Origin of the sequence: Pseudomonas sp. LjRoot71, assembly GCF_964253255.1 — a bacterium.
Lineage (GTDB): Bacteria > Pseudomonadota > Gammaproteobacteria > Pseudomonadales > Pseudomonadaceae > Aquipseudomonas.
In genome coordinates this window covers 1,229,994-1,243,610 of the sequence record NZ_CAXURA020000001.1, presented here as the reverse complement: position 1 = coordinate 1,243,610, position 13,617 = coordinate 1,229,994, and the positions used below count along the sequence as shown (strand labels likewise).

The following is a 13,617-nucleotide window of genomic DNA, read 5'->3' as shown; positions in this document are numbered from 1 at the left end:
TTCGGGCGGTCGCGTCATCGCGCAGAGTGGGATGCATGAGCGAAGAAATTCTGATCAATATCACGCCGATGGAATCGCGCGTGGCGGTGGTGGAAAACGGCGTGCTGCAGGAAGTGCATGTCGAACGTACACAAAAGCGCGGGATTGTCGGCAACATCTACAAGGGTAAGGTGGTGCGCGTACTGCCTGGCATGCAGGCAGCGTTCGTCGACATCGGCCTGGAGCGCGCAGCATTTATCCATGCGGCGGAAATTTCCAGCCGTGAAGGCCCGGCCGTGGAAAGCATCAGCGCGCTGGTGCACGAAGGCCAGAGCCTGGTGGTGCAGGTCACCAAGGACCCGATTGGCAGCAAGGGCGCACGCCTGACCACGCAGCTGTCGATCCCCTCGCGCTACCTGGTGTATATGCCACGTACGGCGCATGTCGGGATTTCCCTGAAGATCGAAGACGAAGCTGAGCGTGAGCGCCTCAAACAGGTGGTTGCCGATTGCGTGGCCGCTGAAGGCATTGAGGAATCTGGCGGTTTTATCCTGCGCACGGCGGCTGACGGCGCGGGCGCTGATGAAATCCTCGCCGATATCCGTTACCTGCGCCGGCTGTGGGAGCAGATTGCCACGCAGATGAAGGTCGGCCCCACGCCGCTGGTGATCTATGAAGACCTCAGCCTGGCGCTGCGCACGCTGCGTGACCTGGTCAACCCGAAGATCGAGAAAATCCGTGTCGACTCGCGCGAGACCTTCGGCAAGATCACCCAGTTCGTCGATGAGCTGATGCCGGAAATTGCCGACCGCCTGGAGCATTACCCCGGTGAGCGGCCGATTTTTGACCTGTATGGCGTCGAGGATGAAATCCAGAAGGCGCTGGAGCGCAAGGTGCCGCTCAAGTCCGGCGGCTACCTGATCATCGATCCGGCCGAGGCGATGAGCACCATCGATGTGAACACCGGCGCGTTCGTCGGTCACCGCACGCTCGAAGAAACCATCTTCAAGACCAACCTGGAGGCCGCCACAGCCATCGCCCGGCAGCTGCGCCTGCGCAATATCGGCGGGATCATCATCATCGACTTCATCGACATGGAAGATGAAGAGCATCAGCGCCAGGTGCTGCGTACCCTGGAGAAGCAGCTGGAGCGCGATCACGCCAAGACCAACATCATCGGCATCACCGAGCTGGGCCTGGTGCAGATGACCCGCAAGCGCACCCGCGAAAGCCTTGAGCAAGTGCTGTGCGAACCGTGCAGCGCCTGCCAGGGCCGTGGCAAGCTGAAAACAGCAGAAACCACCTGCTACGAGATCTTCCGCGAGATTCTGCGCGAGGCGCGCGCTTATCAGCCGGAAGGCTATCGTGTGCTGGCCAATCAGAAAGTGGTTGATCGCTTGCTCGATGAAGAGTCGGGTAACGTCGCCGATCTCGAAGCCTTTATCGGGCGCACCATCAAGTTCCAGGTGGAAACCATGTATTCCCAGGAGCAATACGATGTGGTGTTGCTCTGATATGCCTGCGGGCCTGAACTGAATGGAGCAGCTGGCGCGCGGATTAGCCTGGCTGGTGCGAACTGCATTGGGGCTGTGTGCCCTGGCGCTGGTGCTGGCAGCGTTTTATGTCAGCCTGGGCCGCGAGCTGGTGCCACTGGTGGCCGAGTACCGGCTTGATGCTGAAGACAAGGCCCGTGAAGCGCTGGCGATGCCTGTGCAGATCGGCGCGCTGGAAGGGCTGTGGCAGGGTTTTTCGCCCGTACTGACCGCCCATGACGTGGCTGTCGGTGAGGGCGCAGGTGCTCTGCAGCTGGATCAGGTGCGGGTAGTGCCGGATGTGCTCGGCAGCCTGCTGGCGCGTCAGTTGCGCGTGGCGCGGCTTGAAGTGGACGGTCTGCAGTTGGTGGTGGCGCAGGATGCCCAGGGCCAGTGGTCACTCAAGGGCTTGCCGCAACGTAACCCGGCGGCACCGCTGGATCTGGCCCAGACGCTGCGTCAGTTACAGGTGGTCAAGCGGCTGTCGCTGCTCAACAGTCAGGTCACTCTGCAAGCCTATGCACAGCCGGCGCGCACGCTGACGTATGTCAACCTGAGCCTGCTCAACGGTCCGCTGCGCCAACGCCTGGATGGTCGGCTGCTATTGCCGGATGGACAGCCGCTGGCGTTGCAGGTGCGCACCCGGTTGCGTGCCGAGCGTTGGCAGGATGCTCAGGTCGATGTCTACCTGAGCCTGCCACAGAGCGATTGGGCGGCTTGGATACCGGCCAGTCTGCTGGCGCAGTGGCGGCTTGAGCAGTTGCAGCTGGGCGGCGAAGTCTGGCTGGCCTGGGCCAAGGGTGGCGTGCAGCGGGTGGTCAGCCGTCTGCATGCCCCGCAGATCAAGGCCGGTTATGCCGAGCGTGAATCGGTTGCACTGCACAATTTGGCGCTGAATGGCTATTTCAGCCGCACCGAGCAGGGCTTCAAGCTGTTGCTCGATGATTTGGCTTTCAGCCGAGACGAAAAACGCTGGGGTGAAGTGCGCCTGGCTTTGACCCAGCAAGCGGAGAGCGCAGAGCTGCAGGAACAATGGCTGCTCAGTGCCGACCGCCTTGATCTGGCACCTCTGCAGCCATTGATCGCGGCCCTCGCCCCTCTACCGGAGAACGCCCTGGCGTTGCTGGCGCAACTCAAACCACATGGCACGCTGCACAATATCCAGCTCGACTACCGGCCGCGTCTGACTGACAGCAAGCGCCTGCAGTTTGCTGCCAACCTGGAGCGCATCGGCTTTGCTGCTTACCACGGCTCGCCCGCGGCGGAAAATGTCAGTGGCAGTATCAGTGGTGACCTGGGGCAGGGCGAGTTGCGTGTCGACAGTGAGGATTTTTCCCTGCACCTGGACACCCTGTTTCCCCAGCCTTGGCACTACAAGACGGCCAAGGCCCGTCTGACCTGGCAGCTGGACGAGCAGGCTTTCACCCTGCGCAGTCCGTATTTGCAGGTGGTGGGTGAAGAAGGGCCGGCGGCCGGGGATTTTCTGATTCGCCTGCGCCGCGATCCTGCCGAAGAGGATTACATGGACCTGCGTGTTGGCCTGCGCAATGGCGATGCACGCTTTACCGAGAAGTACCTGCCCAGCCGCTCGCCGGGCATGAGCCATGAACTGGATGCCTGGCTGAAAGCGGCGATCCGTTCCGGCGCGGTCGATGAGGGCTATTTCCAGTACCAGGGCTCGTTGAACAAGGGGGCAGAAGCGGCCGCGCGCAGCATCAGCCTGTTCTTTGCCGTGCACGATGCCGAGCTGGCGTTTCAGCCGGGCTGGCCGTCGTTGCGTGAAGGGCGTGGGCGCGTGCTGATCGAAGACAGCGGCGTGCGTGTCGAACTGGCCCAGGGGCGGATTCTCGACAGCCAAGTGCGCAATGCCCAGGCGGTGATTGCCACCGCATTGCCGGGCCAGCCACTGCGCCTGCTGCTCGATGCCGAACTGGACAGCAGCGTGGTCGATGCTTTGCAGATTCTGCAACAGGCGCCCATTGGCACGGCGCCGACCTTTGCCGGCTGGAGTGGCGATGGCGCGCTGGCGGGCAAGCTGAAGCTTGATCTGCCGCTGCGCAAAGGCTTGGCGCCTGCGGTGGTGGTGGATTTTGCCACGGCCGATGCGCAGCTCAGCCTGCCCACTCCACCGTTGCAGTTCACCCAGTTGCAGGGCGCCTTCCGTTACAACACTGCCAGTGGCCTCAGCGCGCCGGATATTCGCGCCCAGGTGCTGGGGCACGCAGTACGTGCCAAGGCCCTGGCCGAGGGCGCGCGGGGCAAAGCGCGCAGCCGCATCGAGGCCAATGGGCAGATCGCCGTCAAGGAGCTGAGTAGCTGGCTGGGCGTGACTCAGCCGCTGCCGGTCAGTGGCAACCTGCCGTATCGCCTGAATCTGATCCTGGACGGTGCCGACAGTCAGCTACGCGTCAGTTCCAGCCTTAAAGGTGCAACGGTGGCGCTGCCGGCTCCTTTCGGCAAGAGTGCTGCCGAGGAGCGCGCGACGCAGTGGCGCATGAGCCTGGGCGGGCGTGAGCAGCGCTATTGGCTGGAGTATGCCGAGCTGCTCAGCCTGTCGTTTGCTGCGAGTCCGGGGCAGTTCAACCAGGGGCGTGGTGAGCTGCGCCTGGCCGATGGCCCGGCCAGTTTGCCCACCAGCCCTGGCCTGCGCGTGCGTGGTCGGGTGGCCGAGCTGGACTGGTCGGCCTGGCAGCAAGCCTTGCAACCCTATGCGCAGGTGCCGAAGCAGGACGCCCAGCAATTGTTCAAGGATGCCCAGCTGCGTATTGGCCGTTTCAATGGCTTTGGCATCAGCCTGGAGGCCCTTGAGGTCGGGGTGCAGCGTGATGCTGCCACCTGGGCTGTCAGCCTCGACAGTCAGCGTCTGAAAGGCACGATTGGTTTGCCGGATGAGGCCGCCCAACCCATCGCGGTGCAGCTGGATTATTTGCGCTTGCCAGCGGCTGAGCCGAAGATTGTCGATGCCCCCGAGGTGGAGAAACCGGATCCGCTGGCCGGTTTCGACCCGGCAGCTTTCCCGGCGCTGGATGTGCGAGTGGCCCAGGTCTTCCAGGGTATCGAGCCACTGGGCGGTTGGTCATTCAAGGCGCGGCCGGTCAGCACGGGCGTGCATTTCAACGAGCTGGACCTCAACCTCAAGGGCTTGAACATCGCTGGGCGGGCTACCTGGCAACACACGGCCAATGGTGTGCGCACCGCCTATAAAGGGCGTCTGGGTGGTGCTGACCTGGCCGATGTGCTGATTGCCTGGGGCTATGCGCCCACTGCCAGCAGCCGAGATTTTCATCTGGATGTGGATGGCGACTGGCCAGGCTCGCCGGCCTGGTTTGGTATGAAACGCTTCAGCGGCTACCTTGATGCATCCCTGCGCAAAGGTCAGTTCTCCGAAGTTGAAGGCCCGGCTTCGGCGCTGCGCGTGTTCGGCCTGCTCAACTTCAACTCGATTGGACGGCGCTTGCGCCTGGACTTCTCCGATCTGCTCGGCAAAGGCCTGAGCTACGACCGGGTCAAGGGGGTGCTTGAGGCCAAGAACGGTGTGTTTGTCACCCGCGAGCCGATTACCCTTGAAGGCCCGTCGAGCAACCTGGAGCTCAACGGCACGCTGGACATGGCCAATGACCGTATCGATGCCAAGTTGCTGGTCACCTTGCCGGTTACCAACAACCTGCCGTTGGCCGCGCTGATCGTCGGCGCGCCGGCCATCGGCGGTGCGCTGTTTGTCGCTGACAAGCTGCTGGGGGATCGCGTGGCGCGTTTTGCCAGCGTGCAATACGACGTGACCGGTCCCTGGCAGAACCCCGATATCAGCTTCGACAAACCCTTTGAAAAACCTCAGTAAGCCCTGCTGACAGACGCCCAGCCGTGCAGTCTGCCGGTAGGGCTTGTAAGCTGATGGCATAGCCCTGTTTTGAGATACGACAGCCATGAGCTTCGCGGTAATTCAAATGGTCAGCCAGGCCGATGTTCTAGCCAACCTGGCACAGGCCCGGCAACTGCTTGAGCAGGCAGCAGCGCAAGGGGCGCGCCTGGCGGTGCTGCCGGAGAATTTTGCGGCCATGGGCCGGCGTGATCTGGCCAGCCTCGGGCATGCCGAAGCGCTGGGTACGGGGCCGATTCTGCCGTGGCTGCGGCAGGCGGCGCGGGACCTGGGCTTATGGATTGTGGCGGGTACCTTGCCTTTGCCGCCCGATGACCAGCCAGACGCTAAACCGCATGCCTGTTCTCTGCTGGTCGATGCGCAGGGGCAGCGCGTGGCGCGCTATGACAAGTTGCACCTGTTCGATGTGGATGTCAGCGACAGTCATGGTCGTTATCGCGAGTCTGACGATTACGCCTTCGGCAGCCAGGTGGTGGTGGCCGATACGCCGGTTGGGCGTCTGGGCCTGACGGTCTGTTATGACCTGCGCTTCCCCGAGTTGTATAGCGCGTTACGTGCGGCGGGGGCCGAGTTGATCAGCGTGCCGGCTGCTTTCACCGCAGTGACGGGTGCAGCGCATTGGCAGGTGCTGACCCGCGCCCGCGCCATCGAAACCCAATGTTATGTACTGGCCGCTGGGCAGGGTGGTACGCACCCGGGCGGGCGCGAGACCTTTGGTCATTCGGCGCTGGTCGATGCCTGGGGGCGCGTGTTGGCCGAACTGCCGCATGGCCCAGGTGTGCTGGTGGCCGAGCGTGATGCCGAGGAGCAGGCGGCGATCCGTCAGCGTATGCCGGTGGTCAGTCATAAACGATTTTTTGCGGCGGCCGAGTTACGGCAGCCAGGTATGCAACAGTCATGAACGAGATAAAGCAGCCATGAACACTATGTTGATGTCCGTCAGTGAGCATCTGCTGGGCCCGGGTGGCCTGAGCATCGAGCATTTGCCGGGCGTACTGGCCGAGTTGGCCGGGCCCGGTATCGATGCGGCGGACCTGTATTTCCAGAGTCAGGTTTCGGAAACCTGGGCGCTGGAGGATGGCATCGTCAAGGAAGGCAGTTTCAACCTTGATCAAGGTGTCGGTGTGCGCGCCCAGTCCGGTGAGAAAACCGGGTTTGCCTACAGCAATGCGATTACTGCCGATGCTCTGAGCCAGGCGGCGCGGGCCGCCCGCTCAATTGCCCGGGCCGGCCAGAGTGGCCGTGTGCAGGCGTTCAGCAGCCCGTTGGTAACCCCGTTGTATGCTCAGGACAACCCGCTGGATGTGCTCAGTCGGGCAGAGAAGGTCGAGTTGCTCAAGCGCATCGATGTCGCCACCCGTGCGCTCGATCCGCGGATCAAGCAGGTTACCGTCAGCCTGGCCGGCGTTTGGGACCGCATTCTGGTTGCCGCCAATGATGGCAGCCTGGGCGCGGACATTCGTCCCCTGGTGCGCTTCAACGTCAGTGTGATCGTCGAACAGAACGGCCGCCGTGAGCGTGGTGGCCATGGCGGTGGCGGGCGCACCGACTACCGCTATTTCCTGGCGCAAACCAGCAGTAACGAAGAACGTGCCATGGGCTATGCCCGTGAGGCCCTGCGTCAGGCGCTGGTCAATCTGGAGGCGATTCCCGCACCGGCGGGTAGCATGCCGGTGGTGATGGGCGCAGGTTGGTCAGGCGTACTGCTGCACGAGGCGGTTGGCCATGGCCTGGAAGGCGATTTCAACCGCAAGGGCAGTTCTGCCTACAGTGGCCGAGTGGGCGAACGAGTGGCATCGAGCCTGTGCACCATTGTTGATGACGGTACGCTGGCCGAGCGTCGTGGTTCGCTGAGCATGGATGATGAAGGCACCCAGACCCAGTGCACCACCTTGATCGAAAACGGCGTGCTCAAGGGTTACATGCAGGACAAGCTGAATGCCCGCCTGATGGGCGTTGCGGCCACCGGCAATGGCCGGCGTGAATCCTATGCGCACCTGCCGATGCCGCGCATGACCAATACCTACATGCTGGCCGGCGAGAGTGACCCGGAAGAAATCATCCGTTCGGTGAAAAAGGGCATCTACTGCGCCAACCTCGGTGGCGGTCAGGTGGATATCACCAGTGGCAAGTTCGTGTTCTCCACCAGTGAGGCCTACCTGATCGAGGACGGCAAGATCACCGCGCCAGTCAAAGGCGCGACCCTGATCGGTAATGGTCCGGAAGCGATGAGCAAGGTGTCGATGGTCGGTAACGACCTGGCGCTGGATAGCGGTGTCGGTACCTGCGGCAAGGATGGTCAATCGGTGCCGGTGGGCGTGGGCCAACCGACCCTGAAAATCGATGCGATTACGGTGGGCGGGACAGGCAGCTGAGGTGGGTGCTGAACAGGCTGGAGCCGTTGGGCTCCAGCCTGGCCGGAACTAGCGCAGACCGCGCTGGGTTTCGTCCAGTTCGCGGATGTACTTGAAGATTTTGCGTGACGCGGCGGGTGCTTTGTTCTGCGCCAGTTCGTGCTGGGCCTGGCGGATCAGCTGGCGCAGGTGTTGGCGGTCGGCGTCGGCATACTCGCCAACAAAGGCTTCCAGGGTTTCGTCGTTACCGTTGATCAAACGGTCGCGCCAGCGCTCCAGGTTGTGAAAACGCTCGTTGTACTGGCGGGTCGAGGCATCGAGCTGGTCGAGCAGGGTGAGGATGGCTTCAATGTCCTGATCGCGCATCAGGCGGCCGATAAACTGCACGTGGCGCTTTTTCGCCGCGTTGGCGGTGTGCTTGGGCGCTTCGGCAAGCGCGCGGCGCAGCTCGTCGGTCAGCGGCAGCTTGTTCAGCAGGTCGAGTTTCAGGGTGGTCAGGCGTTGCCCCAGATCTTGCAGCGCATGCAGCTCGCGTTTGATCTGGCTTTTGCTCTTCTCGCCGGAGAAGTCGTCAAGGTATTCAGACATGGTGGCGGTCCAGTGGAAAACGCCGACATGATAGCAGCAAGTTTCCAGCTGTAAGCGGATGGCCTGTGTGGCGGCGCTGTACGGCTTATCGTTCAGGAGTGTTTATGAGTGCAGTAGAGAGCGTCGGGCCTCAGGCGGTGCCGCAGTTGCAGGCGCAGGTGGAGCAGATTATTGCTGAAGCCAGAAAACAGGGCGCTAGCGCCTGTGAAGTGGCGGTGTCAGTGGAGCAGGGTTTGTCCACTACGGTGCGCCAGGGCGAAGTGGAAACGGTCGAGTTCAACCGTGATCAGGGCTTCGGTATCACCCTGTATGTCGGGCAGCGCAAAGGCTCGGCCAGTACCTCAGCCAGTGGTGAAGCGGCCATTCGCGAAACGGTTGCGGCCGCACTGGCGATTGCCAAGCATGCCTCCGAGGATGAGTGCGCCGGCCTGGCCGATGCCGGTTTGATGGCCCGCGAGCTGCCTCAGCTGGATCTCTATCACGCCTGGGCTATCACCCCTGAGCAGGCTATTGAGCAGGCGCTCAGTTGTGAGGCCGCTGCGTTTGCGGCAGATAGTCGGATCAAGAATGCCGACGGCACCACCCTCAACACCCATCAGGGCTGCCGTGTGTATGGCAACAGCCATGGCTTTGTTAGCGGTTATGCCAGCACGCGGCACAGCCTGAGTTGCGTGATGATCGCCGAAGACGGCGGGCAGATGCAGCGTGATTACTGGTACGACGTCAATCGTCAGGGCGAGTTGCTAGCGGATGCCGGCAGCATTGGTCGCCGTGCCGCCGAGCGGGCCGTCAGCCGTCTGGGCGCACGGCCGGTGCCTACCTGCGAAGTACCGGTGCTGTTTGCCGCAGAGCTGGCGACCGGTTTGTTCGGCAGCTTTTTGGGGGCGATTTCCGGCGGCAATCTGTACCGCAAGTCATCGTTTCTTGATGGCACGCTGGGTCAGCAGCTGTTTCCCAGCTGGATGAAACTCGATGAGCGTCCACATATCCCGCGTGCGCTAGGCAGTGCGGCTTTCGATGGCGATGGTCTGGCGACTTACGCCAAGTCCTTTGTCGAGCGGGGTGAGCTGCTGTCCTATGTATTGGGTACCTATTCCGGGCGCAAGCTGGGCATGCCGAGTACGGCCAACGCCGGTGGGGTGCATAACCTGTTCGTCAGTCATGGCGATGAAGACCAGAAAGCCTTGCTCAAGCGCATGGGGCGTGGCCTGCTAGTCACCGAGCTAATGGGGCAGGGGTTGAATATGGTCACCGGCGACTATTCGCGAGGCGCAGGTGGTTACTGGGTGGAGAATGGCGAGATCCAGTTCCCGGTACAGGAAGTCACCATCGCCGGCAATATGCGCGACATGTTCAAGCAGATTGTCGCGGTGGGGAATGACCTGGAGCTGCGTAGCAATATCCGCACGGGCTCGGTGCTGATCGAGCGCATGACCGTCGCGGGTAGCTGATCGGCGGGCATAAAAAAGGGGCCGAGCATCCAGGTGCTCGGCCCCTTGGTATTTATTGGGCGACTATTCGCCTTCGTCGAAGTAGTTGTTGATCAACGCACACAGCGCGTTGAGGGCCTCGCCGTCTTCCGGGCCTTCGGTCTGCAGGTGCACAGTGGTGCCTTTACCAGCCGCGAGCATCATCACGGCCATGATGCTCTTGCCATCGACCATGCTCTCCGGGCTACGGCCGATCTTGACCTGGCAAGGGAAACGCCCGGCTACGCCGACAAACTTCGCAGCGGCACGGGCATGCAGGCCAAGCTTGTTGATAATGGTGATTTCGCAGGCGGGCATCGCGGCAATTCCTTAACTGAGGTCGCGGTGGCGGGTCTGAACGTTTTTCAGGATGGGTTTGAGGGTTTCACCCAGGCGGTTGGCCAGGTACACCGAGCGGTGATGCCCGCCCGTGCAGCCAATTGCCACCGTGACATAGGCGCGGTTGCTGGCGGCAAAGCGCGGTAGCCACTTGCTCAGGTAGGCGAGAATATCCTGGTACATGTCCTCGACATCGGTCTGGGCCGATAGGTAATCGACCACGGGCTGATCGAGGCCAGAGTAATCGCGCAGGTCTGGCTTCCAGTAGGGGTTGGGCAGGCAACGCACATCGAAGACCAGATCAGCATCTACCGGCATGCCACGCTTGAAACCAAAGGACTCGATCAGGAACGCGGTGCCCGGCTCAGGCTGGTTGAGCAGGCGCAGCTTGAGGCTGTCGCGCAGCTGGTACAGGTTGAGGTGGGTGGTGTCGATCTTCAGGTCGGCCAGGTCGATGATCGGGCCGAGCAGCAGGCTTTCATCGGCAATGGCTTCTGCCAGTGAGCGTGTTTCGTTGGTCAGTGGGTGACGCCGACGGGTTTCCGAGAAACGCTTGAGCAGGGTTTCTTCATCGGCATCCAGATAAAGCACGTCACACTGAATGTGGCGGGCGCGCACTTCATCGAGCAGTTCGGGAAAGCGCTTGAGCTGACTGGGCAGGTTGCGTGCATCAATGGAGACGGCGACCAGCGGGTGCAACAGTTCGGTGTGCAGCAAGGCGCGTTCGGCCAGCTCAGGCAAGAGCCCGGCCGGCAGGTTGTCGATGCAGTAAAAACCGTTGTCCTCAAGTACATCGAGGGCGGTGCTCTTCCCGGAGCCGGAGCGACCGCTAACGATGATCAGGCGCATGCTCAGGCTCGATTGAGTTGGCTTTGTACGTCCACCACCACCTGATACAGCGCCTCGCTGCTCTCGGCCTGACGCAGGCGAGTGCGCACATCACTGCGGTCAAGCATGCTGGCGATCTGGCGGAGCAGTTCAAGGTGGGCGTCAGTGGCGGCTTCAGGGACCAGCAGGACAAACAGCAGGTCCACTGGTGCGCCGTCAATGGCGTCGAAATCGACTGCTGCATCCAGGCGCAGCAGGGCGCTGATCGGTGCGCTGCAACCGGCCAGGCGGCAGTGCGGAATGGCAATGCCATTGCCGAAACCGGTCGAGCCGAGCTTCTCGCGGGCAATCAGGCTTTCGAAGATGTCTTGGCCGTCCAGGTCAGGCAGCTCGCGCGCCACCAGGTTGGCAATCTGTTCGAGAACACGTTTTTTGCTGCCTCCCGGCACGTTCACCAGGGAACGGCCGGGGGTCAGGATGGTTTCAAGTTGGATCATAGGAGATAGACGAGGTCAGCGGGCCATTGCGCCCTGTTGACGTTCGAGCTGTTTTTCCTTGTGTTTGATGAGTTGTCGATCGAGTTTGTCAGTCAGTAAATCGATGGCGGCGTACATGTCGTCGTGCTCGGCATTGGCGACCACTTCGCCGCCTGCTATGTGCAGGGTCGCTTCGATTTTCTGCTTGAGTTTCTCGACCTCCATGATGACTTGCACGTTGGTAATCTTGTCGAAGTGGCGCTCCAATCGTGCGAGTTTTTCGACGATGTAGTCGCGCAGGGCGTCGGTCACATCCAGCTGATGTCCACTGATGTTGACTTGCATACCGCTTTCTCCTTGTTGCCGTGTGTAAGAGGCAGGCAAGAGGCCTGCCGCCGGAACACTGTGGCGTGGAAGACTCTGACAGAACGAGCCTGGCACGGGCGCTGATTGCTTAGTTGCAGTATGGCTGCTTTTGCGAAAAGGCGTGGCCTGGAGTGTTCGGTCAGTGCGATCTGTCTTCCTTTTTCGTACCGCCCTAGATCAATCGTTTGCGCTCGCTGGAAGGCGCTATTCCGAGGGATTCACGGTACTTGGCGACCGTGCGGCGGGCTACTTGAATGCCCTGTGCCTCCAGTAAACCAGCGATCTTGCTGTCACTCAACGGCTTTTTCGCATTTTCCGCGGCGACCAGTTTTTTGATGATGGCGCGGATCGCAGTGGACGAGCATTCGCCGCCTTCGGAGGTGCTGACGTGGCTGGAAAAGAAATATTTCAGCTCGTAAATACCGCGTGGCGTGTGCATGAATTTCTGCGTGGTCACCCGCGAAATGGTCGACTCATGCATGCCCACGGCTTCGGCAATATCGTGCAGCACCAGGGGTTTCATCGCCTCGTCACCGTAGTCGAGGAAGCCGCGCTGGTGCTCGACAATCTGCGTGGCGACCTTCATCAGGGTTTCGTTGCGGCTTTGCAGGCTCTTGATGAACCAGCGCGCTTCCTGCAGCTGGTTGCGCATAAACGTGTTGTCGGCGCTGGAGTCGGCACGTTTGACGAAACCGGCATATTGCGCGTTGACCCGCAGGCGCGGCATGGCTTCCTGGTTCAGCTCCACCAGCCAGCGCTCGTTGTGCTTGCGCACGATCACGTCGGGCACCACGTATTCCGGTTCGCTGGACTCGATCTGCGAACCTGGGCGCGGGTTGAGACTTTGGATCAGTTCGATGACCTGGCGCAGCTCGTCTTCCTTGAGCTTCATGCGGCGCATCAGTTGGCTGTAGTCGCGGCTGCCGAGCAGGTCGAGGTAGTCACTGGCCAGGCGCTGGGCTTCGTTCAGCCAGGGGGTTTTGGCGGGCAGCTGACGCAGTTGCAGAAGCAGGCATTCGCCCAGGTTGCGTGCAGCAATACCGGCCGGTTCGAACTGCTGGATGCGGTGCAGTACGGCTTCGACTTCGTCGAGTTCGATATCCAGTTCCGGGTCGAAGGCGTCGACCACTTCTTCCAGGGTTTCTTCGAGATAGCCTTGGTCGTTGATGCAGTCGATCAGGGTGACACCGATCAGGCGGTCTTTGTCGGACATCACTGCCAGATTGAGTTGCCAGAGCAGGTGGCTCTGCAGGCTTTCACCGCTGGAGGTGCGGGTGGTGAAATCCCACTCGTCGTCCTCGCTGGCACTGCTGGGCAGGCTGCTGGCGCTGGTCTGGTAGATGTCTTCCCAGGCGGTATCAACCGGCAGCTCGTTGGGGATACGTTCGCCCCAGTCGCCTTCTTCCAGGTTGTCCACGGTCTGCGTGGTTTCCTGAAAGTTGCTCTCCTGGTAGGGCGTTTCCTGCTGTTCACTGGAGCTGGCGCTTTCTGCGCCATCGGCCATGGGGTCCGAGTTGTCGAAGTCATCGCCATCTTCCTGGCGTTCGAGCATCGGGTTGGACTCCAGGGCCTCCTGAATCTCTTGTTGCAGATCCAGGGTCGACAGTTGGAGTAGGCGGATGGCCTGTTGCAGCTGCGGCGTCATCGTCAGCTGCTGGCCCATCTTCAGGACTAGCGATGGTTTCATTGCAGACCTTATTTACCGGCGTCTGTGCGCAATCCACTACAGGACGCCTCTAAAAAGCGCCACTAGGAAGCAAATTATATGCCTGACTTTAAGGGTTTTGCCTAGCCTTGGCTGCAGTCGGC

11 protein-coding genes are annotated in these 13,617 nt (G+C 61.5%); 5 read left to right on the top strand and 6 right to left on the bottom strand.

Translation table 11 applies throughout. From position 1 onward, the window contains the following. Positions 1-35: 35 nt before the first annotated feature. The 4 genes from rng (at position 36) to tldD (ending at position 7,763) form a co-directional block, all read left to right on the top strand. Complete coding sequence (gene rng, locus ACSQ17_RS05870; protein ID WP_233685891.1) at positions 36-1,493, top strand: ribonuclease G; 1,458 nt, start codon at positions 36-38, stop codon at positions 1,491-1,493. Positions 1,494-1,515: 22 nt separating this feature from the next. Continuing rightward, positions 1,516-5,349, top strand: coding sequence for a YhdP family protein (locus ACSQ17_RS05865; protein ID WP_436067971.1), 3,834 nt, complete (start codon positions 1,516-1,518; stop codon positions 5,347-5,349). An 85-nt stretch (positions 5,350-5,434) separates the two neighbouring features. Beyond that, the gene (locus ACSQ17_RS05860; protein ID WP_436067970.1) at positions 5,435-6,289 is read left to right on the top strand and encodes a carbon-nitrogen hydrolase family protein; all 855 of its coding nucleotides are present in this window, start codon (positions 5,435-5,437) and stop codon (positions 6,287-6,289) included. Positions 6,290-6,305: 16 nt separating this feature from the next. Next, the gene (gene tldD / locus ACSQ17_RS05855) at positions 6,306-7,763 is read left to right on the top strand and encodes a metalloprotease TldD (RefSeq protein ID WP_436067969.1); all 1,458 of its coding nucleotides are present in this window, start codon (positions 6,306-6,308) and stop codon (positions 7,761-7,763) included. Between the two features lie 48 nt (positions 7,764-7,811). Here the strand turns inward: tldD and yjgA are convergent, their stop codons facing one another. Then, the gene (gene yjgA, locus ACSQ17_RS05850) at positions 7,812-8,330 is read right to left on the bottom strand and encodes a ribosome biogenesis factor YjgA (protein ID WP_436067968.1); all 519 of its coding nucleotides are present in this window, start codon (positions 8,328-8,330) and stop codon (positions 7,812-7,814) included. 104 nt (positions 8,331-8,434) lie between these two features. On the opposite strand from yjgA, the gene pmbA reads away from it, so the two are divergent. Next, positions 8,435-9,781, top strand: coding sequence for a metalloprotease PmbA (gene pmbA, locus ACSQ17_RS05845; protein ID WP_436067967.1), 1,347 nt, complete (start codon positions 8,435-8,437; stop codon positions 9,779-9,781). A gap of 63 nt (positions 9,782-9,844) precedes the next feature. Here the strand turns inward: pmbA and ACSQ17_RS05840 are convergent, their stop codons facing one another. The 5 genes from ACSQ17_RS05840 to ACSQ17_RS05820 all read right to left on the bottom strand — a co-directional run bounded on the left by ACSQ17_RS05840 (position 9,845) and on the right by ACSQ17_RS05820 (position 13,495). Beyond that, positions 9,845-10,117: an HPr family phosphocarrier protein gene (locus ACSQ17_RS05840; protein ID WP_436067966.1), complete on the bottom strand. Its 273-nt coding sequence runs from the start codon at positions 10,115-10,117 to the stop codon at positions 9,845-9,847. A gap of 12 nt (positions 10,118-10,129) precedes the next feature. Further along, a complete protein-coding gene (gene rapZ, locus ACSQ17_RS05835; RefSeq protein WP_436067965.1) occupies positions 10,130-10,987 on the bottom strand; it encodes an RNase adapter RapZ in 858 nt (285 codons plus the stop codon). 2 nt (positions 10,988-10,989) lie between these two features. After that, on the bottom strand, positions 10,990-11,463 hold the full coding sequence (ptsN, locus tag ACSQ17_RS05830) for a PTS IIA-like nitrogen regulatory protein PtsN (RefSeq protein ID WP_233685883.1): 474 nt from the start codon (positions 11,461-11,463) through the stop codon (positions 10,990-10,992). 15 nt (positions 11,464-11,478) lie between these two features. After that, positions 11,479-11,787 carry a ribosome hibernation-promoting factor, HPF/YfiA family gene (hpf, locus tag ACSQ17_RS05825; RefSeq protein ID WP_436067964.1) on the bottom strand — a complete coding sequence of 103 codons (309 nt, stop codon included), beginning with the start codon at positions 11,785-11,787 and terminating at the stop codon, positions 11,479-11,481. A gap of 193 nt (positions 11,788-11,980) precedes the next feature. Next, positions 11,981-13,495 (bottom strand): RNA polymerase factor sigma-54, encoded by a 1,515-nt coding sequence (locus tag ACSQ17_RS05820; RefSeq protein ID WP_436067963.1) that lies wholly within the window; start codon positions 13,493-13,495, stop codon positions 11,981-11,983. Positions 13,496-13,617: the final 122 nt, after the last annotated feature.

Coding starts and splice junctions, on each gene's coding strand:
- ACSQ17_RS05820 (WP_436067963.1), bottom strand. CDS start 13,495: ATGAAACCATCGCTAGTCCTGAAGATGGGCCAGCAGCTGACGATGACG.
- ACSQ17_RS05840 (WP_436067966.1), bottom strand. CDS start 10,117: ATGCCCGCCTGCGAAATCACCATTATCAACAAGCTTGGCCTGCATGCC.
- pmbA (WP_436067967.1), top strand. CDS start 8,435: ATGAGTGCAGTAGAGAGCGTCGGGCCTCAGGCGGTGCCGCAGTTGCAG.
- rapZ (WP_436067965.1), bottom strand. CDS start 10,987: ATGCGCCTGATCATCGTTAGCGGTCGCTCCGGCTCCGGGAAGAGCACC.
- ptsN (WP_233685883.1), bottom strand. CDS start 11,463: ATGATCCAACTTGAAACCATCCTGACCCCCGGCCGTTCCCTGGTGAAC.
- ACSQ17_RS05860 (WP_436067970.1), top strand. CDS start 5,435: ATGAGCTTCGCGGTAATTCAAATGGTCAGCCAGGCCGATGTTCTAGCC.
- ACSQ17_RS05865 (WP_436067971.1), top strand. CDS start 1,516: ATGGAGCAGCTGGCGCGCGGATTAGCCTGGCTGGTGCGAACTGCATTG.
- tldD (WP_436067969.1), top strand. CDS start 6,306: ATGAACACTATGTTGATGTCCGTCAGTGAGCATCTGCTGGGCCCGGGT.
- rng (WP_233685891.1), top strand. CDS start 36: ATGAGCGAAGAAATTCTGATCAATATCACGCCGATGGAATCGCGCGTG.
- hpf (WP_436067964.1), bottom strand. CDS start 11,787: ATGCAAGTCAACATCAGTGGACATCAGCTGGATGTGACCGACGCCCTG.
- yjgA (WP_436067968.1), bottom strand. CDS start 8,330: ATGTCTGAATACCTTGACGACTTCTCCGGCGAGAAGAGCAAAAGCCAG.